At 63.1% G+C, this 21,608-nt stretch carries 20 protein-coding genes and 2 tRNA genes; 8 read left to right on the top strand and 14 right to left on the bottom strand.

Going from position 1 to position 21,608, the window contains the following annotated elements; translation table 11 throughout:
• Positions 1-4: 4 nt before the first annotated feature.
• On the bottom strand, positions 5-223 hold the full coding sequence (locus HJO_RS05430) for a twin-arginine translocase TatA/TatE family subunit (protein WP_035615283.1): 219 nt from the start codon (positions 221-223) through the stop codon (positions 5-7).
• An 87-nt stretch (positions 224-310) separates the two neighbouring features.
• Here HJO_RS05430 and HJO_RS05435 point away from each other — a divergent pair, with 87 nt between their 5' ends.
• Entirely contained in the window at positions 311-1,087 is a 777-nt protein-coding gene (locus HJO_RS05435) for an exodeoxyribonuclease III (RefSeq protein WP_035615286.1), read from the top strand.
• Positions 1,088-1,090: 3 nt separating this feature from the next.
• On the opposite strand, the gene HJO_RS05440 is transcribed toward HJO_RS05435, so the two are convergent.
• Entirely contained in the window at positions 1,091-1,468 is a 378-nt protein-coding gene (locus HJO_RS05440) for a hypothetical protein (protein ID WP_035614759.1), read from the bottom strand.
• 220 nt (positions 1,469-1,688) lie between these two features.
• On the opposite strand from HJO_RS05440, the gene HJO_RS05445 reads away from it, so the two are divergent.
• Entirely contained in the window at positions 1,689-1,892 is a 204-nt protein-coding gene (locus HJO_RS05445) for a hypothetical protein (protein WP_035614761.1), read from the top strand.
• A 13-nt stretch (positions 1,893-1,905) separates the two neighbouring features.
• Here the strand turns inward: HJO_RS05445 and HJO_RS05450 are convergent, their stop codons facing one another.
• The 8 genes from HJO_RS05450 to HJO_RS05485 form a co-directional block, all read right to left on the bottom strand.
• Positions 1,906-2,940, bottom strand: a complete 1,035-nt coding sequence (locus HJO_RS05450) for a DUF3137 domain-containing protein (protein ID WP_051618306.1) — start codon at positions 2,938-2,940, stop codon at positions 1,906-1,908.
• A gap of 64 nt (positions 2,941-3,004) precedes the next feature.
• A complete protein-coding gene (gene ilvD, locus HJO_RS05455; protein WP_035614762.1) occupies positions 3,005-4,732 on the bottom strand; it encodes a dihydroxy-acid dehydratase in 1,728 nt (575 codons plus the stop codon).
• Positions 4,733-4,864: 132 nt separating this feature from the next.
• Positions 4,865-5,800 (bottom strand): aldo/keto reductase, encoded by a 936-nt coding sequence (locus HJO_RS18360; RefSeq protein ID WP_035614765.1) that lies wholly within the window; start codon positions 5,798-5,800, stop codon positions 4,865-4,867.
• On the bottom strand, positions 5,801-6,820 hold the full coding sequence (locus tag HJO_RS18365; RefSeq protein ID WP_241764676.1) for an isoaspartyl peptidase/L-asparaginase family protein: 1,020 nt from the start codon (positions 6,818-6,820) through the stop codon (positions 5,801-5,803).
• Between the two features lie 40 nt (positions 6,821-6,860).
• On the bottom strand, positions 6,861-9,602 hold the full coding sequence (locus HJO_RS05470) for a valine--tRNA ligase (RefSeq protein ID WP_035614768.1): 2,742 nt from the start codon (positions 9,600-9,602) through the stop codon (positions 6,861-6,863).
• Between the two features lie 93 nt (positions 9,603-9,695).
• Entirely contained in the window at positions 9,696-10,376 is a 681-nt protein-coding gene (locus HJO_RS05475; protein ID WP_035614771.1) for a DUF2497 domain-containing protein, read from the bottom strand.
• Positions 10,377-10,462: 86 nt separating this feature from the next.
• Positions 10,463-11,770 carry a TolC family outer membrane protein gene (locus tag HJO_RS05480; RefSeq protein WP_084141581.1) on the bottom strand — a complete coding sequence of 436 codons (1,308 nt, stop codon included), beginning with the start codon at positions 11,768-11,770 and terminating at the stop codon, positions 10,463-10,465.
• Positions 11,771-11,885: 115 nt separating this feature from the next.
• Complete coding sequence (locus tag HJO_RS05485; RefSeq protein ID WP_035614774.1) at positions 11,886-12,539, bottom strand: protein-L-isoaspartate O-methyltransferase family protein; 654 nt, start codon at positions 12,537-12,539, stop codon at positions 11,886-11,888.
• 146 nt (positions 12,540-12,685) lie between these two features.
• Between HJO_RS05485 and HJO_RS05490 the strand changes: the two genes are divergently transcribed.
• The 5 genes from HJO_RS05490 to mprF all read left to right on the top strand — a co-directional run bounded on the left by HJO_RS05490 (position 12,686) and on the right by mprF (position 17,352).
• Positions 12,686-12,759: transfer RNA gene (locus HJO_RS05490), tRNA-Cys, on the top strand.
• 263 nt (positions 12,760-13,022) lie between these two features.
• Positions 13,023-13,098, top strand: a tRNA-Asn gene (locus HJO_RS05495).
• A 154-nt stretch (positions 13,099-13,252) separates the two neighbouring features.
• A complete protein-coding gene (locus HJO_RS17595) occupies positions 13,253-14,155 on the top strand; it encodes an alpha/beta fold hydrolase (RefSeq protein WP_051618308.1) in 903 nt (300 codons plus the stop codon).
• 31 nt (positions 14,156-14,186) lie between these two features.
• Entirely contained in the window at positions 14,187-14,756 is a 570-nt protein-coding gene (locus HJO_RS05505; RefSeq protein WP_035614776.1) for a DUF1003 domain-containing protein, read from the top strand.
• Positions 14,749-17,352 (top strand): bifunctional lysylphosphatidylglycerol flippase/synthetase MprF, encoded by a 2,604-nt coding sequence (mprF, locus tag HJO_RS05510; RefSeq protein ID WP_051618309.1) that lies wholly within the window; start codon positions 14,749-14,751, stop codon positions 17,350-17,352. The genes HJO_RS05505 and mprF overlap by 8 nt, the downstream gene beginning before the upstream one ends.
• Before the next feature lie 3 nt (positions 17,353-17,355).
• Here the strand turns inward: mprF and HJO_RS05515 are convergent, their stop codons facing one another.
• From HJO_RS05515 to HJO_RS05525, 3 genes are read right to left on the bottom strand one after another with little or no spacing between them, the layout of a single operon-like run.
• Entirely contained in the window at positions 17,356-18,732 is a 1,377-nt protein-coding gene (locus tag HJO_RS05515) for an L-serine ammonia-lyase (protein ID WP_035614779.1), read from the bottom strand.
• Positions 18,733-18,786: 54 nt separating this feature from the next.
• Entirely contained in the window at positions 18,787-19,992 is a 1,206-nt protein-coding gene (locus tag HJO_RS05520; protein ID WP_035614781.1) for an FAD-dependent monooxygenase, read from the bottom strand.
• A 12-nt stretch (positions 19,993-20,004) separates the two neighbouring features.
• The gene (locus HJO_RS05525; protein WP_035614784.1) at positions 20,005-20,208 is read right to left on the bottom strand and encodes a zinc-finger domain-containing protein; all 204 of its coding nucleotides are present in this window, start codon (positions 20,206-20,208) and stop codon (positions 20,005-20,007) included.
• A gap of 117 nt (positions 20,209-20,325) precedes the next feature.
• Here HJO_RS05525 and HJO_RS05530 point away from each other — a divergent pair, with 117 nt between their 5' ends.
• Complete coding sequence (locus HJO_RS05530) at positions 20,326-21,285, top strand: ABC transporter ATP-binding protein (RefSeq protein ID WP_035614787.1); 960 nt, start codon at positions 20,326-20,328, stop codon at positions 21,283-21,285.
• Here HJO_RS05530 and trxA read toward each other — a convergent pair.
• On the bottom strand, positions 21,282-21,602 hold the full coding sequence (gene trxA, locus HJO_RS05535; protein ID WP_035614791.1) for a thioredoxin: 321 nt from the start codon (positions 21,600-21,602) through the stop codon (positions 21,282-21,284). The genes HJO_RS05530 and trxA overlap by 4 nt on opposite strands.
• Positions 21,603-21,608: the final 6 nt, after the last annotated feature.

Genomic DNA, 21,608 nt, shown 5'->3' on the forward strand with positions numbered 1-21,608 from the left:
AACACTATGACGAGACTTTCGACTCGTCTTTCTTCGGGGTCACGTCGACGAGGTCTTCCTTGTCGACGGCCTTGGGCTCGTCATCATCCGCGAGGCCCTTGCGGAACGACTTCACGCCCTTGGCCATATCGCCCATGATGGAAGAGATTCGGCCGCGCCCACCGAACAGCAGCAATGCCACCACAATGACGAGGACGATCTGAAGCGGTCCGACTGAGCCCATGGGGGCCTCCTGAATGCTGGTTTCGCCGTGCAACATAGCCATGCGTTCCGGCTGGAACAATGGGGCGAAGCTGTTAAAGGAATGCAGATGCGTATCGCCACATGGAATGTCAACTCGATCAAGGCTCGCCTATCCACCGTGCTGGAAGTGCTCGGTGCGATAGATTGCGACGTCGTCTGCCTGCAGGAACTGAAATGCGAGACCGACGCATTTCCCTATATGGAGCTTGAGGAACTGGGCTGGACCTGCGCGGTCCACGGCCAGAAATCCTACAATGGCGTCGCCCTCCTGTCGAAATACCCGCTCGACGACATCCGCAAGGGCCTGTCGACGATGGAAGACGACCAGTCACGCTATATTGAAGCGCTGGTCATGGCCGACAGCCCGATTCGGGTCGGCGGGCTGTACCTTCCCAACGGTAACCCGGCACCCGGCCAGAAATACGATTACAAGCTCGAATGGATGGAAGCACTGGAAGGGCACGCGCGCGACCTGCTCCGGCAGGAAGAGGCGTTCGTGCTGTGCGGTGACTACAATGTCATCCCCGGCGTCAATGACAGCTGGGACGAGACGGTCTGGGCTGCCGATGCCCTCGCCCTTCCCGAATCGCGCCAGGCGTTCCGGCGCCTCCGGAATCTCGGCCTGACGGACGTGTTCGACACATGCGACGGGCGAGCGCACCAGTACACGTTCTGGGATTATCAGGGCGGCGCCTTCCAGAAGGACCACGGCATCCGCATCGACCACATCCTCTGCTCCCCGCAGGCGGCCGATCGGCTGTCCGGTGTCGAGATTTTCCGAAAGGCCCGTACGCTCGACAAACCGTCGGACCACGTGCCTGTCATCGGAATCTTCGAGGACTGACGTCTATTTCGCTGGCGTGCACGACCGGTTGTAGTCGGCAACGTCCTGGTTGAACTGGCGAACATTGGCGTGCAGGGCAAATTCGGCCTGCGCAAACGCGCGACGCGCCGCATCGAACCTGGCCTTGGCCGCGTCAGCGGCCTGCGCATTCGCCGCAGACGCCAGGCGCAGCACCTGCGCGTCCTCATACGCCTCGCCCTCGGCCTCCGCCGCCTCGGCCAATGCATCACGCTGTTTCGCGGCCGCATCAATCTCGGCCTGTTTCGGCGCAAGAGTCGCCTTCATCGCCTGGCAGCGCTGCATCTGCTGGGCCGGCACCGTATCGGCCATCGCTGGCAGTGCGACAAGCAACGCGGCGGATGCAAGGAAAATGCGGATCATGCAGTGGGCCTCTTCTTCTGACTTGCCTGCTTAATGCGGCATCCTTGCTGAAGCAAACCTGAATGGACCCGCCACATCCCGGCCCTAATTGACGTTTGGGGGGGCCGCACACGAGTTCCGAAAATTCATGATCAAATGCTCACTTCGCCGTATTTCAGCCATGATTCGATGGCCATTTGTGATTATTCGCTCACTATCGGCGTTTTCACGGAGACATGCCATGACTGCACTCAACCTCGACTCCCCTGTGACGCTCGACCAGCTTGTCGCGCCCCTGGAAATCCCTGCAGAGCTCTGCCACGCCCGCTGGGCCCCGAAATGGACCCTCGTCCTGCCAATCGCAATGCTGGCTGCGTTCACCGTTCCGGCGCTTCCTCTTGATGGAAACGCCCTTCCCGCGCCCGCCCCGACACAGGCCGCCTGACATCCTGGCGGGATCAGGCGCCCATGCCCTGATCCCGTTCACGGCGATTGGCCATGACGGCGTCGATGATATTGAAGACGGCGGCGAAGTCCTTCAGCAGTTCACGCACGCGCTCGGGATCATCCAGGCGTTTGAACATGCTGCCGGGCTCGAACAGGTCGCTGCCCTGAAGCGTGATGAACAGCTCTCCCTCGTCAAAGCAGCATTTCAGCTTGCCGCCATGAAAGGCCTTTTCCATGTCGACCAGTTTCTGCATCAGGTCCGGCGTCAGCAGGAAGCGGCTTTCGACCTGGTCGGTCGTGTAGACCTCGAAGATCTTCTCGAATTCCGGATCCTCCAGCGCGGCTTTCTGCATGCCTTTCCCGCCGCCAAAGCGGTTGAAAAAGCCGGCGTCGCGCGTGACCAGTGTGCGCCCATAGAACGTCTTGTCGAAGGCAAAGCGCAGGCACTGGCCCCGGAACACCGTCACCCAGTGCGTCCGCGTCCGGCCCTTGGCGTCAGTCGATTGGCGGCGCTCTTCCAGGTGGGCCTCGAACAGTTCAAAATCGACGCCTTTGCGCTGGCCGGTCACGAGGTCTTCATAGCTGTCGCGATCCCAGGCAGGCACGATGCCGATCTCGCGAAGCTTGTGAATCGAATCGACCTGGCCCGGTTCCGCGTTGAAACCCAGCTCGAACTGGCGAGCGACCGGCGTGACCAGCAGGGCCTTCGCCTCCTTGCCAAGGTGGGCAAGGTCCCTCCCGCCCCACCAGACAAAGCTGAATCCGACGATCGCCCCAACGAAGGCCAGAAACGGCATCTTGGCCACGAACAGACCGAGCAGGACGCCGAGAACACCGACGGCGCCCCCGACATAGCGGGCCTGCCTGGCCTTTGCGACGGCAGCAATCCGGTCGCCCTCACGCGCCTGCAGGGCCGGCCGTATCTCGTCCTGGAACACCCGGGCGAAATGACCGAACCCCTCCGGCAAACCGGACAGGGCATTGACGATCTCCGGTTCGACCGGGTCGGGGTTCCCGCCGGGCAGGTCGGGCGTGTGGTCAGTCATGCGGCGCGGGCCTCCAATGGCAAAGCCCGGATACTAGACTGACCCGGACCGGCGCTGAAAGGCCTCAAATATCGGCGTAGACGTGGCGTTCGCCATCGAAGCCCGGATGCGTCACCGCACCCTCGTGTGCGGGGCCGACCAGTTTCGCGAATTTCTGCAGCGCACCGGAGCCATACATCGTCTTGCGGGGCTTCCAGTTGCGCTTGCGATCTTCCAGTTCTGCTGGCGTCAGGCGAACGTCGATCGTGCCTGCAATGGCATCCAGGACAATGATGTCGCCATCCTGGACCAGGCCGATCGGGCCGCCGTCAGCGGCTTCGGGGCCGACATGGCCGACGCAGAAGCCGCGCGTGGCACCACTGAAGCGGCCGTCCGTGATCAGGGCCACCTTGTCGCCCATGCCCTGCCCGTAGAGCGCCGCCGTGGTCGACAGCATCTCACGCATGCCAGGGCCGCCTTTGGGGCCTTCATAGCGGATGACGAGGACGTCGCCTTCCTTGTAGTCGCGCTCGGTCACGGCCTTGAAACAGGCAGCCTCGCCATCGAACACACGGGCCGGGCCGGTGAACTTGAGGTTCTCGAGCCCGGCAACCTTCACGATGGCACCGTTCGGCGCCAACGATCCCCAGAGCCCCACGACACCGCCATTCGGCGAAATCGGGTCAGACGCCTCGCGGATCACTTTCTGGTCCTTGTTGAACACCACGTCCTTCAGGTTTTCGGCAACCGTCTTGCCCGTGACCGTCATGCAGTCGCCGTGGATGAGTCCCGCGTCATAGAGCGTCTTCATCAGCATCGGCACGCCGCCGGCCTCGCCAAAATCCTTGGCGACAAATTCGCCTCCCGGCTTGAGGCTGGCAATATACGGCGTCTTGGCGAAGATTTCGGCAACGTCCTTCAGGTCGAACTGGACGCCACACTCATGCGCCATCGCCGGCAGGTGCAGGCCGGCATTCGTCGACCCGCCGGTTGCGGCAACCACCACGGCGGCATTCTCGAAGGCCTTGCGCGTACAGATGTCGCGCGGACGGATGTTCTTTTCAATCAGGTGCATCACCGCCTTGCCGCTTTCGGCGCAGTATTCATCGCGCTCAAGATACGGCGCCGGCAGGGCCGAGGAGAGCGGCAAGGCGAGGCCGATGGCTTCCGACACGCAGGCCATCGTGTTGGCCGTGAACTGGCCACCACACGCGCCGTCACCGGGACAGGCAAGCTTTTCGAGGGCGTGCAGCTTTTCTTCCGTCATGTCGTTCGAACCGGCGGCATTGGCGCCAACGGCCTCGAACACATCCATCACCGTGACATCCTTGCCTTCGAAACGGCCGGGCAGGATCGACCCGCCATAGATGAACACCGACGGCACGTTGAGGCGCAGCATCGCCATCATCATGCCCGGAAGGGACTTGTCGCACCCGGCAACACCGACCAGCGCATCATACGAGTGTCCGCGAATGGTCAGCTCGACGGAGTCGGCGATCACTTCGCGGCTGACCAGCGACGACCGCATGCCTTCATGCCCCATCGCGATGCCGTCCGTGACGGTGATCGTGCAGAACTCACGTGGCGTCCCGTCAGCGGCCTTGACGCCCTTGCTGGCAGCATGCGCCTGGCGCATCAGCGCCGTATTGCAGGGCGCCGCCTCGTTCCAGCACGACGCCACGCCGACGAAAGGCTTCCTGATATCCTTGGTCGAGAGGCCCATCGCGTAATAGTATGAACGGTGCGGCGCGCGCTCGGGCCCTTCGGTCACATGGCGCGACGGCAGCTTGGATTTGTCCCAGGTCTTGGTCATGTCAGGTCTTTCGTGAAATCAGGTCATCGCACTAGCGCGCAAAGCTAATGCGGAAAAGGGGCTAATCGTCACCCCTGCTGGTAATTTCTGCCTCGGCTTTACCGTTTCTCGTCCAAGGCTTGCTTCATTTTCTCAAACGTCGAGCGCTGTCATGTCATCCGTCGACAGGCTGAGCGCAGCCGAACGCAGGATGTCCGTCAACTGGTCGACCGACGTCGCGCTGGCAATGGGGGCGGTTATCGACGGCCGTGCCATCAGCCATGCGAGGGCAACCTGTGCCGGTGTCGCGCCATGCCGCGCGGCGACCGTATCCAGCGCTGCAAGCACCTTGGGACCGCGCCCTTCCAGGAGGGGCTTCATCTGGCCACCACGCGGGCTTTTCTTCAGGTCCGCTTCAGTTCGGTACTTGCCGGTGAGAAACCCGCTCGCCAGCGAGAAATAGGGGATCACGCCAAGCCCTCCTGCAACACACACATCTTCCAGCGCGCCTTCGTACTGGTCGCGGACAAGCAGGTTGTAGTGCGGCTGCAGCACCTCGTAGCGCGCCTTGCCGTCGCCGGCCGCGCCGAGCGCCGCCTTGAGGCCCGCCCCGTCATAGTTCGAACCGCCCACGGCGCGCACCTTGCCTGCATCGATCAGGCGCTGGTGCGCCTCCAGCGTCTCGTCAATCGGCGTGTCCGGGTCGGGGGCGTGCGACAGGTAGAGGTCGATATGATCCGTCTGCAGGCGCTTCAACGAGGCCTCGCACGCCTCCACGATATAATCGGCCCTCAGGCCCTTGCCGCCCTCGCCCATGTCCATGCCGACCTTCGTGATCAGCAGCGTCCTGTCGCGCTTGCCATGCGCGGCAAACCATTCGCCGATCACCGTCTCAGACTCGCCCCCCGAATGGCCGGGCACCCAGCGCGAATACACATTGGCGGTATCAACCGCATTGAAACCGGCATCGATCAGCGCATCGAGGATGTCGAACGATGTCTGCCTGTCGGCCGTCCACCCGAACACGTTCCCGCCGAGCACCAGCGGCGCCGTCTTCAGGCCGGACTTTCCCAAGTCTCGCATCTGCATCTATTCGTCTCCTTCCGGCTCGGCCCGGAAGATCGCGGTGCTTGCGCCCTTCGCGCTGATCTCTCCGCGATACATGCCCGCAGAATTGAAGACGAAGTCCACATTGCCCTCGCCGTCCATGACGATGACGCCGCCGTCCCCGCCGAGCGCCGCCACTTCATCCAATGCAACCTGTGCCGCCTCGCCCACGGAATCGCCGGCCAGCTTGACCCGGTCGCAGATCGTCTTGGCAACGCCGACGCGGATGAAATACTCGCCGTGGCCGGTCGCAGAGACAGCGCAGACGCCATTCTCGGCATAGGTGGCGGCGCCGACGAGGGGCGCATCGCCAACCCGGCCCGGGGTCTTGGCTGTCATGCCGCCGGTTGTGGTGGCAGCGGCCAGGTTGCCATGGCTGTCAATCGCGACAGCGCCGACCGTACCGTGACGCTCAGCTGCCGTCCGCGTGCGCTCTTTCAGCACGTGTTCCAGCGATTTCCGCCGCCGCTCGGTGTCGAAATGGCTGTTCTCCACCATCTCGAGGCCCTGCGCTTCTGCAAAAGCGTCCGCACCCGGCCCCGCGAACATCACATGCTCTGACCGGTCCATCACGGCCCGCGCGGCGAGGATCGGGTTCTTCACGTGCATCACGCCGGCAACGGACCCGGCATTGCGGTCACGTCCGTCCATGATCGAGGCATCGAGTTCATGCGTGCCATTGGCTGCAAAGACAGCGCCATAGCCGGCATTGAACAGGGGACTGTTTTCCATCGGCAGGACGGCGGCCTGCACCGCATCCACTGCACTGCCGCCGTCGCGCAGCACGGCTGCCCCTGCCGCCATCGCCTCATTCAGGCCGGCCACATAAGCGGCTTCCTGTTCAGCCGACAGGTTTTCACGCAGGATCACCCCTGCTCCGCCATGTATCGCGAGGTGCCATTCCTGCGGCGCGGACTCTGGCTCCGCGACAGCAACATGCGTCGCGCAGGCGCCCAGAACGGCGGCTGTTGCCGCGACAATAGCAAGGGTTTTCAGCGTCATCATTGTCTCCAGTTTTCTGGAAACAGGATGGACCCATTATCTAGAGCCCTTCAAGGCTTTTCCGCGCCGCCTTCAGTTTCTCGCGGCGCCCCGACCATTCGACGATGCGTTCGCGGTTCTCCTCGACGATCTCGACCGGCGCTTTCGACACGAAGGCTTCATTGCCGAGCTTTTTCTCGGTCGCCATGATGTCCTTGTCGAGCTGGGCGACTTCCTTGTCGAGCCGCTTGCGCGCTTCGGCGACATCGATCTGGTCGGCGATGACCAGCGCGACCACTGTCTCTCCCACCACGGTCGACACGGCACCAGTCGGCAGGGTGTCGGTGACCGCGATAAGTTCAAGCCGCGCCAGGCGCTTCAGGATGTCCTCGTGCCGGATGGCGCGGTCTTCGATGACAGGCCCGGCACTGACCAGCGAGATCGGAATCTTGGATCCGGCGGGCACACCAAGGTCGCTGCGCAGCGAGCGAATTTCCGAGATCAGGTCCAGCACCCACTGTATTTCGGTATCGGCCCCGGAATCCCGCTTGATGTCATAGTCCGGCCAGGACTGGTGCATCAGGAAGCCCTGCGCCTCTACACGGCCTGGCGCACGGCGTTCCCACAGTTCTTCGGTCACGAACGGCATGAACGGGTGGAGCAATTTCAATGTCTCGTCGATCACATAGCCGCAAACATCGCGCGTCTCCTGCTTGGCGCCATCATCCATGCCCATCAGCAGCGGCTTGATCAGTTCGAGATACCAGTCGCAGAGTATGTGCCAGATGAACCGGTAGAGCGCCGCGGCAGCGTCATTGAAACGGTATTCCGCGATAGCTTTCGTCGCCTCTGCCTCGCAGGCCGCCAACTCGCCGAGAATCCACCGGTTCACCGGGCTCGTCACGCTGGCGAAGTCGACCTCGCCGGGCGCACCGCATTCGTTCATTTCGGCAAAGCGCGCAGCATTCCACAATTTGGTGGCAAAGTTACGGGTGCTTTCGACCGCCTGTTTCGAGAGACGAATATTGCGCCCCTGCCCGGCCATGCGGCCCATGAAGAAGCGCAACGCGTCGGCGCCGTATTCATCGACCAGTTCCAGCGGGTCCATGGCATTGCCCTTGGACTTCGACATTTTCTGGCCCTTCTCGTCGAGGACGAGGGCGTGGATGTAAACGTCCTTGAACGGAACTTCACCTGTAAACTCGATCCCCATCATCATCATCCGGGCGACCCAGAAGAAGATGATGTCGAACGCCGTGACCAAGGTGGCGGTCGGGTAGAAGGTTTCCAGTTCCGGCGTCTTGTCAGGCCAGCCCATCGTCGAGAACGGCCAGAGCGCAGAGGAAAACCATGTGTCGAGGACGTCGTCGTCCTGCTTCAGCGTCACGCCCTTGCCGGCCTGTGCCTGCGCCTCTTCTTCGGAATGCGCGACGTAGATTGTGCCATCGTCCGCGAACCACGCCGGAATCCTGTGCCCCCACCAGAGCTGGCGGCTGATGCACCAGGGCTGGATGTTGTCCATCCAGTTGTAATAGGTCTTCTCCCATGTCTCGGGCACGAACCGGGTCTTGCCTTCTTTCACCGCCGCGATGGCAGGCTGGGCCATGGTCTTGGCATCGACATACCACTGGTCGGTCATCCAGGGTTCGATGACCACGTTCGAGCGATCGCCAAAGGGCTGCTCGATCTTGAGGTTTTCGATTTCCTGCAACAGGCCCGCTGCCTCAAATGCCGCAACAACCTTCTTGCGCGCATCGAACCGGTCCTGCCCGCGATAGGCTGACGGGATGCCGGCCGCATCCGCGTCCTCGCCATCGACGATATGCGCCGTGGCATCGAGAATGTTGAGCGGCGTGTGCCCTGCCCGCTTGCCGACTTCGAAGTCGTTGAAATCGTGTGCCGGCGTGATCTTCACCGCGCCCGAGCCCTTCGTCGGATCAGCATAGTCGTCCGCAATGATCGGCACCCGGCGCCCGACAATCGGCAACTCCACGAACTTGCCGACAAGGCCGGCATAGCGCGAGTCTTCCGGGTGCACGGCGACGCCGGTATCGCCAAGCATGGTCTCGGGCCGTGACGTGGCGACAACGATATAGTCGCGCATTTCCGACTCCACGACATTGCCGTCTTCATCCTTGATCGGATGCAGGTACGTCACACCGTCCGCCAACGGATAGCGCAGGTGCCAGTAATGGCCCGCCACTTCGCGCTGGTCGACTTCGAGATCCGAGATTGCTGTCTGGAAATGCGGGTCCCAGTTCACAAGGCGCTTGTCGCGGTAGATCAGGCCCTTGTCGAAGAGTTCAACGAACACCTTGGTCACGGCGCGCATCATGTTGTTGTCCGGGTCGTTGCGGTCGCCCATCGTGAAGGCTTCGCGCGACCAGTCGCACGATGCGCCGAGGCGCTTCAGCTGGCCCACAATTGCGCCGCCGGATTCTTCCTTCCATGCCCAGACGCGGTCAACGAATGCGTCGCGGCCCAGGCTGGCGCGGCTTTCATTCTTGCCTTCCGCGGCCATCTGGCGCTCAACCACCATCTGCGTCGCAATGCCGGCATGGTCCGTTCCCGGCTGCCACAAAACGTTCTTGCCGCGCATCCGCTCGAACCGGACCAGCACATCCTGCAGCGTATTGTTCAGCGCATGGCCCATGTGCAGCACGCCGGTGACGTTCGGCGGCGGGATGACGATGGAATAGGCCTGCGCGCTGGTATCGCCGGAGGGTTTGAAGCAGCCGGCTTCCTCCCAGGCCTTGTACAGGCGGGCTTCGGCTTCGGCGGGGTCGAATCTTTGGTCGAGCATGACAGCGTGTGGTTCCGGTGTGGGTATGGGTAAAAAGAAAAGGGCGCGCCTGTTACGGCGCGCCCTTCCCTATAACGAATTTGTCGGGTGAGGCTAGCGCGCCATGCGGGCGATGCGCTGTACCTCTGCTTCGACCTTTTCCTCGACGATAGAAGCCAGGTTGGCATCGAGCCATTCCTTGATCATCGGCTTCAGCAGTTCGCGGACCAGGCCGCCGATGGTGTTCTCGTCTCCAAGTTCCATCCTGGATATCAACTTGCCAAGCGAACCGGCAGCGGCATCAGCCGTCTGGTCGTTCGTCAGGACGGTTTCCTGGTAACGCGCGGATGCGGGCATTTTAGTCTCCATGGGAGGGGGGGTGTAAGGTTCCGGCGTGGGTTCGGGTTCAGGTTCGGGCACCGACACGTGGACAGGCATGGCGTCGTGCGCGTCCGTGATTTCACGAACCGCGCCCAACACGTCCTCGAACGAGGCACCAGCCGACGAATCGTCAACATCAAAGCTGCTCTCCTCGACGGGCTCAGCCTCTTCGATCACGAAGTCGTTGTCCGACTCCTCTTCAAACATCGCCTGGTCGATCTCTTCTTCGGCAGTCTCGAAGCTCAGGTCATCAACGTCATCATTGTCGGCCAAAGTATCAACAGGATCGTCCTGCACGACAGGCGTTGGCGCACCAGGTCGCTTGGCCGTCGCAGCGTCATCTTCAGAGATGATCTTGCGAATCGACGCGAGGATTTCCTCCATCGTCGGTTCTTTATGCGCTTCATTGGCCATTTCAGCCCCTTGCTCTCAAACCCAGTAGAATCGTTATGAATTATGGCTAAGGCGTAGCGGTTAACAACCGCTTGATGACATTAACCCTATTCATAATCCGACGCAAAGGCCGGCGCGACGTGCTTATCAAGCTGTCCGGCCGCGCGCAGGAGACGATACGCCGCAACGTAAGCGTCGCGCTCGGACTGGACGAGCGCCAGCCGCGCTTCGAACAATTGCTGTTCCTGGTCCAGCACATCCAGCGTCGTGCGCACGCCCACGGCCAGCTCTTCCTGCGCCCCGGCATAGGCAATCTCGGCCGCATCGACCTGACGGCGCGACGCCTCGATCGACCGGAGCGACGCCGAATAGCCGTACCAGGCCTGCGCCACCTGGGCGCGAACCTGCCGTTCCAGCAGGTCAACCCGGTTGCGGGCCTGGTCGCGTTGCAGGCGTGCGGAGCTGACCTGGCTCTTGATCAGGCCGCCGGACAGTAACGGGATGGTCCCCTGGGCGACCGCGGAAACGCTCGTGTCGCGCTGGTCGGAGTCCGACCCATAGGTTTCCTGAACGCCGGCACTGCCGACAATACTCAGCTGGGGCCTGTATTGCGCCCGGGCCACCTTGATCGCTTCATTCGCGGCGCGCTCGCCATGACGGGCGGCCTTGATGTCGGGATTGTTGTCGAGCGCGATGAGCACCGCCTCGTCAAACGATGCTGGCAACGGCGGAATCGGTGGCGGAGGTACAAGATCGCCGGGCGCCTTCCCGATCAGCAGTTCGTAATTGGCTTCGCTGCCCTCCAGGGTGGCTTCCGCACCCGCGAGAGCGGCCTTGGCGCCTTCCTGCCGGGCATTGGCAAGCGCGACATCGGTCCGCGTCACCACGCCGACGTCAAACCGGTCGTTCGCGGCGCGGACCTGTTCGGCGTTCACGTCGACATTATTCTTGCGGATTGCCACCGTTTCGCGATCCTTGCGGACGTCGACATAGGCCGTCACGACGCTGAGGACGAGATCCTGCTGGACTGCCTCATACTGCGAATCTGCAGCATTTATTCCGGCTTTGGCCTGACGAATGCCGGCGCTCACCCCGCCGCCGGTATAGATTGGCTGGACAGCCTGCACCTGCGCGGTGGCCAGCGACCGGTCTCCCAGATTGAAGGCAAACGGCGACGTCGTATCGATATACTCATAGCCCGCACTGCCGTTCAGGTTGACCGTCGGTCGGCCCCGCGACCGGGCCTGCTCGAGGCCCTCTCGGGCCAGGTCCGTCTCCGAACGCTCCAGGTCGATCTGCGGGTTTGTTGCAAATGCAGATGCGATCGCATCCTCAAGCGTATCGGCGACAGCGGGCGCCCCCGGCAGCAGGGCCAAAACGGCAGCACCCATGAGGCAACGAAACCTGACACTCATCCTGAGCTCCTTGATGACTCACAGTTCAGGGCTCCGTATAAGCCCTGAATCAGCACTAGTGAACACTGTTCACTTTTCTCGAATCTTAATTTCCGTCGGCAGATTGTCGCGCGCGCTAGAATACAAACGCCCGTTTGCGATTGAATTGCTCGAACTTCGGCGGCCAGGCATCGAACGCATCACGTGCCGCAATCGACTCGCCTGCCCGCGTGAACACCGTACCGCGACCCGTGCCTTCCTGGTCCTGCACCACGGCCACCAAGCGGCCACCATCGCCTAGCTGCGCCGTCCAGGCGGCCGGGACTGATTCGACCATGCCGCACACATAAATCACGTCGAACGGCGCCTGGTCCGGCAAGCCGGCTGCCAGTTTGCCTTCGACGGCAACCGCCCGGTCGAGGTTGAGCGCTGCGAACCGCTCTGCCATCGCATCGACCAGCTGGGTCGACTCTTCCAGCGCGATGACGGTTTCCGAGAGGTGGCTGATCAGGGCGGCCTCGTATCCGGCGCCAGCACCCACAACCAGTACGATGTCGGTGGGCTTGATATCGGCCAGCTTGATCAGTTTGGCCGTATCGCGCGGGATCCACAGCGCGCGGCCTTCGGAGGTCGCGATCTCGAGTTCCGAATAGGCCACCGACTTGCGGGAATTGGGCACAAAAGCTTCGCGGGGCGTGCGCAGGAAGGCCGACACGATCGGCGCGTCCGCCACGTCATTGGGGCGAACCTGACTGTCCACCATGATTTCACGGGCTGCGTCAAAATTCATGCGCGCACGCCTTCCTTCCAGTCAAACACTTCTTCGTCCGCCCTTTAGCATGGGCCACGAACGGTGCAATGCGCGATAAACGCACGGGCAGTGAAAAGGCAGATTGAAAGGCACAGGTTTGCTTGCTACTTACCCCGCTCTGGTCAGGCTCTATGGCGGAGTGGTTACGCAGCGGATTGCAAATCCGTGCACCCCGGTTCGATTCCGGGTGGAGCCTCCAGACAATTTCTGCCGAAATGTGACAATCTTAACCGGGTCTTGCGCATCTTGCCCGGCTTTTCTGACGTTTCATTTACGCCGCATTAACCATTTCCCCCGATTCTGCAGTTGTCTTCTCTTGGAGACACCCACCATCACCCAACGCCTCGGCGGGAGATTTTGTCTCCCGCCATTTTTTTTGCCTGAAGCCAAGTTTTCGGAGACAAGCAGCATGTTGGGGCTTGAACCCGTCCAGCGGTCTGCTATTCACCCGCTCTCGGCTGATCCGCGATAGCTCAGTTGGTAGAGCAGGCGACTGTTAATCGCCCGGTCGTAGGTTCGAGTCCTACTCGCGGAGCCACTTTCCCCATCCAGAGCGCCGTCCACGGGAGCCGCAAAATAGCAGCTGCCACTCGCATGGCGTGTTCCAGCGGCCTGCGAGCGCCTCTATATCTTCCGGGAATCATCGCCGCCGCCTCCCCTGCAACGGCCTGCGCCAAACGAAATGCGTTCCCATGCATGCTCCATTTGATCTCGTGGAAGTCGAACCCGGCCGCCGCCTGCATGTTCTGGTCGAAGGGCCGGAAAATGCGCCCTGGGTCGTGTTCGACCACGGCGCCTTCGGCACCTATGCAGACGGATGGTGGGTGAAGGAGGCGCTGAAGGCCGACCACCGCGTCGTCCTCTACGGCCGCGCCGGCATGGACTGGAGTGATCCGGCACCAGCGGACACGCCGCTGACCGCTGAATTCCATATCGCCGACCTGCGCCGCCTGCTGGCCGCGCTCGGCGCCCGCCCGCCTTACGTGATTGTCGGGCACTCGATGGCAGGACTGCGCCTGCACGCGATGGCGAACCTGCACCCGGACGAGCTGGCAGGCCGCGTCTTCGTCGACGCAATGAACCCCAAATACCTGCGCAAGAAGAATGGCATGCGCTCGCTGGAATCCTTCGGCCGGGCATTGCGGATCGGTGACGTGTTCGCAAAAACCGGCCTGCTGCGTCTCGTCGCACCGTTCGTGGGCGACGATATCGCCCTGCCCCGGGAGCGGCGGGCCGAGAAGCGCTTCCTGTTCAGCAAACCGGATCACTGGACAGCGGCGCTGGGGGAAGTGACCGCAGTCGAGCCCGCCGCGGCGTATTTTGATCCGGCGATCACGGTCAACTCTCCGGTCGCGGTCTTTTCACGCGACGCGGATGGCGGCGAGAATGCGGGCCTCGTCAGGTCTGTTTCGAACCAGGGTGGGTACGGACGCATGTTCGGGCTTGCGGGCGAAACCCACACATCCCTGCTCAACCCGCCCCATGCTGCCCGTATCGCCCGCGAGGTGCGCTACATGACGCGCACGATGGTACCGCCAGCCCCGCCGGCCCCTGGACCCACATCCATGCGTGACCAGCCGGAAATCGAGGTATAGTGCCAGAGGTATCATTCCAGGGAGACCGGAAATGAAGGATATCTCGACCCTCGCACGTGACCTGATGCAGTCACGCCTCGAAGACCTGACAGACCGGGAGCGCCGCGTCCTCGAGCGCTTTGTCGAACGCCGCAGGATATCCCGCAATGTCGGCCGGATGCTCGAGACGAGTTCGACGTTCGGCGACAGGCTCGCTGACAAGGTCGCCAAGTTTGGCGGGTCGTGGGCGTTCATCTCCCTGTTCGGGATCGTGCTGGCGCTCTGGATTGGTGGCAACACGGTCCTCCTGGTCGGCAGGGCCCACCCGTTTGATCCCTATCCGTTCATTTTCCTCAATCTCATCCTGTCCATGCTGGCCGCAATCCAGGCGCCCGTCATCATGATGTCCCAGAACCGGCAGGCGGCGAAGGATCGCGCTGCGGCCAACTATGACTATGAAGTGAACCTCAAGGCCGAACTCGAAATCCTGCAGCTGCACGAAAAACTCGACGAGATGCGCCAGACCCAACTGACCAGCCTGCTGGCATCTCAGGCCACACAACTCGCCTTGCTGGAAAAGCTCGTGGCCAGGCCGCAAGCCGGTCCGCCCCCGAATGGCTGAGCCCGCACCAGTCCTGGACGACGCCCCCGCGCTGGGTCTGGCGCCATGGAAGCGCTGGCTCGGACTGGCTGTCGTTGCGCTCGTGTTCATTCTGGCAATCGCCGCGATCCACGCCGAAATCCGCCACCTTTCAGTCCACAAGATCTATGCCGAACTGCGCGCATTGTCGGCCAGCCAGATCCTCTTGGCCCTGGCGGGAGTCCTTGTCAGCTATGTTGCGATCACCGGCTACGACACGCTGGCCCTTCGATACGCCCGCAAGCGCCTGGCCTATGGCATGACCGCCTTCGCCTCGTTCACCTCCTACGCGCTCTCCAACACGTTGGGCCTGCCGCTGCTGACCGGCGGCGCCGTTCGCTATCGTCTCTATTCGGTCTGGGGGCTGACGGCCAAACAGATCAGCGTCCTGGCAATCGTGACAGGCATAACGCTGTATATCGGCGCACTCGCGATCGGGGGTGCCGGGTTGATCCTCGAGGCTGCGCGGTTCGAAACCGTGTTTCACATCCCTGCCGCGCTGGCCTATGCGCTTGGCGCAATCTGCCTCGCTGCCGTATGCGCCTTCCTGTTCCTTGCAGGACAGCCGGGACGGACAAGACGAGTCCGGTCAGTGGAGTTTACGACACCCGGCCTGCCGGTCGCCACCGGGCAACTCGTCATCAGCATGGCTGACTGGGCAGGCGCAAGCCTGGTCCTCTTCGCCGTCCTGCCCCCCGACACGGGGCTCTCCTACCTCACCTTCCTGCCCGTCTTCGTCGCCGCCTGCTTCCTTGGCGGCATCAGCGGCCTGCCGGGCGGCGTCGGCGTCTTCGAAGCCGTGATCCTGCTGATGGTGCCAACCGAAAGCAACGAGGCCCTTGCCGCCAGCCTCATTGCGTACCGTGTTCTCTACTACCTGATTCCACTGGGGGTCGCGGCGGTTCTGCTGGCCGCTCACCAGGTGCCCAATGCCGGCAAGCAGCTCAAAGGCGCAGCGACCCGCGCGCAGGACATCACGGAGATTTTCGCACCCCAGGTTTTCTCCCTGATCGCGTTCATCTCCGGCGCATTCATGTTGATTTCGGCAACGACACCGACCCTGGCAGGCCCGCTCGAGGCCGCCGCTGACATCCTGCCGCTGCCGGTGATCGAACTGTCCCACTTCCTCGCCTCGATTATCGGCGTGCTGCTGCTCATCGTGGCGCTGGGCCTGCGCCAGAAACTCGATCACGCCTGGACCATCGGCATGATCCTGCTCATGCTCGGGGCAGGCCTGACCCTGCTCAAGGGCGCCGATCCGCACGAGGCCATCATCCTCGTCGTGTCGCTCGCACTCCTCGCCACCTCGCGGAAAGCCTTCTATCGCAAGACGCCCCTCAGCCAGGCGCGGCTCACCCTGCCCTGGATACTGGCCATCCTGGGCGCGATCAGCGCAGCCGTCTGGCTCGGCTTCTTTTCCTACGAGCATGTCGCCTACCGCGACGAACTCTGGTGGAGCTTCTCGGTCAATGGGCAGACATCCCGGTTCCTGCGCGTGATTGCAGCGCTTCCCATTGTGCTCCTGCTGGCTTCGCTGTGGCGCTGGCTCCAGCCGGCGATCACAAAAAGCGGGACGCCAGGCCCTGTCGACCCGGCCGTCCTGAAGCAAATCCTCGACACGGCGGAATTCGGCTATTCCGATGGCGGCCTGGCCCTGCTGGGCGACAAGCAGTTCCTGATGAGCCCGAGCGGGCAATCCTTCATCATGTACGGCGTGCGCGGGCGCCACTGGATTGCGATGAGCGAGCCGGTCGGCAAGCGCGACGAGATCAGCCCGCTCGTATGGGCCTATCGTGAGCAGGCTGATGTCTACGGCGCTGTGCCGGTGTTCTACTCGGTCCGGAAGGGCTTCCTGCCGCTCGCGCTGGACCTTGGTCTCACGGCGCAAAAGATCGGCGAGACGGCGCTCGTGCCTCTGCAGGCCTTCTCGCTCGAAGGGCCGGCCCGGTCCGGCCTGCGGGCCAGCCACAAGCGCGCCCTGCGTGACGGCCTGTCGTTCGACGTTATCGCGCAGGGCGGCTGCGAAGACGATCTGCCCACGCTGCGCACGATTTCCGATGAATGGCTCGCCATTCACGGGGGCGCCGAGAAAAGCTTTTCGCTTGGCCGGTTCGACCCGGACTACCTGCGCCATTTCCCGATTGCGGTCGCCCGGCTGGAGGGCAACATCGTCGCCTTCGCAAACCTGATGTCGACCGCGGACGGACGCGAAATGGCGATCGACCTGATGCGCTATGGCCACGCAGCGCCCAAGGGCGTGATGGATTTCCTGTTCATCGAATTGATGCTCTGGGGCAAGGCACAGGGTGTCCAGACCTTCGACCTCGGCATGGCGCCGCTGTCCGGCCTGGAAGACCACCGCCTCGCGACGCTGACATCCAAGCTCGGTGCCTTCGTCTACGAGCACGCCAACAAGATCTACGGCTTTGAGGGGCTGAGGAACTACAAGAAGAAATTCGATCCCGACTGGGAGCCGCTCTACCTGGTCGCCCCGGCAGGCCTCTCCCTGCCCATCGCACTCGGCGATGTCGCGATGCTCACCAGCGGCGGCCTCAAGGGCATGTTCTCGAAGGGCTGAGCCTCAACACTCGATGACGTTGACCGCCAGCCCGCCCTGGCTCGTCTCCTTGTACTTGGACGACATGTCGAGCCCGGTCTGCCGCATCGTCTCGATCACCTGGTCGAGCGAGACCTTGGTCGGCTCCACCGAGTGAAGCGCCAGCCGCGCCGCGTTCACCGCCTTCACCGCGCCGATCGCATTGCGCTCGATGCACGGGATCTGCACCAGCCCGCCGACCGGATCGCAGGTCAGGCCCAGGTTGTGCTCCATGCCGATCTCGGCCGCATTGGCACACTGCTGCGCCGTGCCGCCCCACACCGCCGCCAAACCGGCCGCCGCCATCGAACAGGCCACGCCCACTTCCCCCTGGCAGCCCATCTCGGCACCCGAGATCGACGCACGCTGCTTGTAGAGCAGCCCGACGCCTCCTGCGGTCAGCAGGAACTTGCGAAGCCGCACGGTCCGGTCTTCCACGTCCGTGCAATAATGCTTGATCACGGATGGAATGATGCCGGCCGCGCCATTCGTCGGCGCCGTCACCACCTGCCCCCCGCTGGCATTCTCTTCGTTGACCGCCATCGCATAGGCATTCAGCCAGTCGAATATCTGCTCGCGCTCGTTGGTCTGTGGCGAATCCTGCAGCTTCTTCCAGATTTCCGGCGCCCGCCGCCGCACCTTCAGGCCACCCGGCAGCACCCCTTCGTGCACCAGTCCCCGCGCAATACAGGCCAGCATCACCGCCGCGATCCGGTCGAGGGCCATTTCGGTCTCCGCGCGCGGGCGCATCGCGTCTTCATTGGCCAGGATGATCTCGTGGATCGGCACGCCTCGCTCGGCACAGTTGGCCAGCAAGTCCTTGGCGGAGGCAAACGGAAACGGCACCGCTTTGCCGACCTGGACGATATCGTCAGCCGGCGGCGTGCTCAGCTGCCGCGCCGTGGCGATGAAGCCACCGCCGGTCGAATAGAACGTTTCCTCGAGCAGCACGGCCTCGTCCTGCCCGTAGGCGGTCAGCTTCATCCCGTTCGGATGCAGGTCGGGCAGTACGTCATAGGCAAAGACAATATCGGTTTCCGGGTCGAAACCGATCTCCGGCCCGTCCGGCAGCAACAGGCGCCTGGCCGTATAAACCGCCGCCACCTGTGCGTCGGCAAGATTCGGGTCCAGCGTCTCCGGCTCCAGCCCCAACAGGCCGAGCACCACGGCCTTCGGGGTGGCGTGCCCTGCCCCGGTCAGCGCCAGCGACCCCTGCAGCTCCACCACGATCCGCACCACCTTGTCGCGCACCCCCGCTTCACCGAGGGCGACGCCAAACCGGTTGGCAATCCGGATGGGTCCGACTGTGTGGGAACTGGACGGTCCGATACCGACACGGAAGAGATCGAGAATCGAGAGCATGATACGGCCTGCTGGCTGGTGCGACGCACTCCAATGCGTGCCCCTCGCCGCGCCTTATGGCAAGGGCTTCGCTTGCGGCGTGGCCGTCGCGTCGTGCGCGTAGATCCAGTCATTGCGGGCCTGGACCAGTGCCGGCACCATCCGCCCCGCCACCCACATCGGGCCATATGTCGCCAGTTGGGTCAGCAGATTGCGCCGGTGGAAAATGTGCGTATTCGCCCGCGCACCCGCCTGCACCGCCGTGGTCCTGGCGTGGCGGTCCATCTGGTAGGCGGCCAGCGCACCGATGACCGCCCCGGACTCCGACAGGCGCGCCGCCAGCACCCAGGCATCCTCCATCGCCATCACGGCGCCCTGCGCCAGGAATGGCAGCATCGGGTGGCAGGCATCGCCCAGCAGCGCGACACGTCCATCCGTCCAGCGCGGCAGCGGCGGCCGGTCGTACAGGGCCCAGCGGTTCAGCGTGCCGGCATTGCGAATCAGGGTCTCGATCACGGGATGCCAGCCGCGGAAATGGTCCAGTGCCTCCGCCTTTGTGCCCTCGTCGCTCCACGACTCGCCGCGCCAGTCACTCTGTTCGACGACACCGACAAAATTGGCCAGCGCGCCACCACGCAGGCGATAGGTCACGGCATGGCGCTGCCTGCCGACCCAGACGCAGGCAGTGGGCGGTGGCAGGTGCGCGCCCAGCTGGTCGACCGGCACCACCGCGCGCCACGCGACGGTTCCGGTAAATCGCGGCTCATCCGGCCCCAGCATCAGTTCGCGGACACGGGAATGGATGCCATCTGCGCCGACCAGGACGTCTCCCGACACGTCCGTGCCATCGGCGAGCGCGACGGTGACGCCATGCGCATCCTGGGAATAGGCCTCAACCCGTGCCCCCAGCCGGATACACCCCGGCGCGCGGGCCTGGAGCGAATCACTCAGAACCGCGATCAGGTCAGCGCGATGCACATGGAGATAGGGCGCGCCCCAGCGTTCCTCTGCGGCCAGGCCAAGCGGGACATCGAAAACGACGCGGCCGCTTCGCCCCATCCGCAGTTCGATGCCCTCCGGCTGGAACGCGACCGCCGTCAGGCGATCCGACAGGCCAAGCGCTTCGATCACGCGCATCCCGTTGGGGCTGACCTGCAGGCCCGCGCCGATTTCACCGATCGCGTCGGCTTGTTCGAGCACGGTCACATCGTGTCCGAACTGAATCAGTGCCAGCGCGGCCGTCAATCCGCCTATACCGCCGCCCGCAACGATAATCTTCATGGAAACAAGCCCCTATCGGGGTCTTGAAGGGTCTTCCCGGCCGCCAAGCAAGATGAACCGCCGGTCGCAATACTTGCACTCGACGAAATCCTCATCGCCCATTTCGTACCAGACCTTGGGGTGCCCCAGTACGCCGCCGCTGCCATTGCAGGACACCTTGCGGCTTGTGACCATCACCATTTCCGGCGGGGTAAAAACGTCACGCTTGTTGCTCATGGCCTGTGGCTTTCCGTGCAGTTTCGGGCGCAAGTCCTTGTTCGCGCCTCCTGACCGACCTAACTAGTCCGCAGGGCTGCGCCGCGCAAGATCGCCCTGCAACTGCAAGAGGCATGAATGACTGACGCGACCGCCGCACCCGACTATGCGATTGAAGTCAACAATCTCCAGAAAATCTACCGCGCCTCCGGCAAGATGCCGGAAAAGCACGCCCTGAAGAACATCAGCCTCAACATTCCGCGCGGATCGATCTTCGGCCTGCTTGGCCCGAACGGCGCGGGAAAATCGACATTCATCAACATTCTCGCCGGGCTCGTGAACAAGACATCCGGCACGGCACGTATCTGGGGCCTCGATATCGACCAGCACCCGCGCCAAAGCCGCGCGGCCATTGGCGTCGTGAACCAGGAGATCGTCGCCGATCCCTTCTTCACGCCGATGGAAATGCTGGAACTCATGGCCGGCTTCTACGGCGTCCCGAAATCCGAACGCCGCAGCCTCGAAATCCTCACCGCTGTCGGCCTCGACGACAAGAAAGACGCTTATGTGCGCCAACTGTCCGGCGGCATGAAGCGCCGCCTCATGGTCGCCAAGGCCCTGGTCCACAACCCGCCGGTCCTGATTCTCGACGAGCCGACTGCCGGCGTCGACGTGGAATTGCGCCGGTCGCTGTGGACCTATGTGCGCGAACTGCACGACCGCGGCACGACGATCATCCTCACGACACACTACCTCGAGGAAGCCGAGGAGCTCTGCGACTCCATCGCCATCGTCAATCACGGTGAAATCGTCGCCTGCGAGCCGACGCCCAAGCTCCTGTCACGCCTCGACTACAAGACTCTCGTGATCACACCGAAGGAGGCGCTGACGGCCGTGCCGGACAGCCTGGCGGGCCTCGATTCCGTAATCCGGGATACCGGTGCGCTCGCCATCACCTTCCGCACCAGCGAGACCGGGATCGGTCGCCTGCTCGAGCAGGTGCGTGCCGCCGGAGTCGGCATCGGGGACCTCGTTACCGAAGCCCCCGACCTGGAAGACGTGTTCCTGTCGCTGACAAGCGAGCCGGAAGCCGCCTAGACGCTCTGCTTGATCCAGTCAGTAATGGCCTGCTTGCTCATCGCACCGAGGTGCGTGGCAGCAACCTTGCCGTCCTTGAACACCATCAGGGTCGGCATGCCGCGCACGCCGTATTTCGACGCGACCATCGGGTTTTCGTCGACATTGATCTTGGCGACTTTCACCTTTCCGGCCATGTCGACCGAAACGGCTTCAAGGTGCGGGGCCATCTGCTTGCAGGGGCCGCACCATTCCGCCCAGAAATCCACCACGACCGGCACGTCGGATGTCGCAATGACATTGTCGAATTCGTCGTCGGTCACATTCACTGCAGCCATGATCAG

Origin of the sequence: Hyphomonas johnsonii MHS-2 (assembly GCF_000685275.1) — a bacterium.
Lineage (GTDB): Bacteria > Pseudomonadota > Alphaproteobacteria > Caulobacterales > Hyphomonadaceae > Hyphomonas > Hyphomonas johnsonii.

What these genes read in the sequence shown, in the direction of transcription:
- HJO_RS05430 (WP_035615283.1), bottom strand. Translation starts at nt 223, where the DNA reads ATGGGCTCAGTCGGACCGCTTCAGATCGTCCTCGTCATTGTGGTGGCA.
- HJO_RS05435 (WP_035615286.1), top strand. Translation starts at nt 311, where the DNA reads ATGCGTATCGCCACATGGAATGTCAACTCGATCAAGGCTCGCCTATCC.
- HJO_RS05440 (WP_035614759.1), bottom strand. Translation starts at nt 1,468, where the DNA reads ATGATCCGCATTTTCCTTGCATCCGCCGCGTTGCTTGTCGCACTGCCA.
- HJO_RS05445 (WP_035614761.1), top strand. Translation starts at nt 1,689, where the DNA reads ATGACTGCACTCAACCTCGACTCCCCTGTGACGCTCGACCAGCTTGTC.
- HJO_RS05450 (WP_051618306.1), bottom strand. Translation starts at nt 2,940, where the DNA reads ATGACTGACCACACGCCCGACCTGCCCGGCGGGAACCCCGACCCGGTC.
- ilvD (WP_035614762.1), bottom strand. Translation starts at nt 4,732, where the DNA reads ATGACCAAGACCTGGGACAAATCCAAGCTGCCGTCGCGCCATGTGACC.
- HJO_RS18360 (WP_035614765.1), bottom strand. Translation starts at nt 5,800, where the DNA reads ATGCAGATGCGAGACTTGGGAAAGTCCGGCCTGAAGACGGCGCCGCTG.
- HJO_RS18365 (WP_241764676.1), bottom strand. Translation starts at nt 6,820, where the DNA reads ATGACGCTGAAAACCCTTGCTATTGTCGCGGCAACAGCCGCCGTTCTG.
- HJO_RS05470 (WP_035614768.1), bottom strand. Translation starts at nt 9,602, where the DNA reads ATGCTCGACCAAAGATTCGACCCCGCCGAAGCCGAAGCCCGCCTGTAC.
- HJO_RS05475 (WP_035614771.1), bottom strand. Translation starts at nt 10,376, where the DNA reads ATGGCCAATGAAGCGCATAAAGAACCGACGATGGAGGAAATCCTCGCG.
- HJO_RS05480 (WP_084141581.1), bottom strand. Translation starts at nt 11,770, where the DNA reads ATGAGTGTCAGGTTTCGTTGCCTCATGGGTGCTGCCGTTTTGGCCCTG.
- HJO_RS05485 (WP_035614774.1), bottom strand. Translation starts at nt 12,539, where the DNA reads ATGAATTTTGACGCAGCCCGTGAAATCATGGTGGACAGTCAGGTTCGC.
- HJO_RS17595 (WP_051618308.1), top strand. Translation starts at nt 13,253, where the DNA reads ATGCATGCTCCATTTGATCTCGTGGAAGTCGAACCCGGCCGCCGCCTG.
- HJO_RS05505 (WP_035614776.1), top strand. Translation starts at nt 14,187, where the DNA reads ATGAAGGATATCTCGACCCTCGCACGTGACCTGATGCAGTCACGCCTC.
- mprF (WP_051618309.1), top strand. Translation starts at nt 14,749, where the DNA reads ATGGCTGAGCCCGCACCAGTCCTGGACGACGCCCCCGCGCTGGGTCTG.
- HJO_RS05515 (WP_035614779.1), bottom strand. Translation starts at nt 18,732, where the DNA reads ATGCTCTCGATTCTCGATCTCTTCCGTGTCGGTATCGGACCGTCCAGT.
- HJO_RS05520 (WP_035614781.1), bottom strand. Translation starts at nt 19,992, where the DNA reads ATGAAGATTATCGTTGCGGGCGGCGGTATAGGCGGATTGACGGCCGCG.
- HJO_RS05525 (WP_035614784.1), bottom strand. Translation starts at nt 20,208, where the DNA reads ATGAGCAACAAGCGTGACGTTTTTACCCCGCCGGAAATGGTGATGGTC.
- HJO_RS05530 (WP_035614787.1), top strand. Translation starts at nt 20,326, where the DNA reads ATGACTGACGCGACCGCCGCACCCGACTATGCGATTGAAGTCAACAAT.
- trxA (WP_035614791.1), bottom strand. Translation starts at nt 21,602, where the DNA reads ATGGCTGCAGTGAATGTGACCGACGACGAATTCGACAATGTCATTGCG.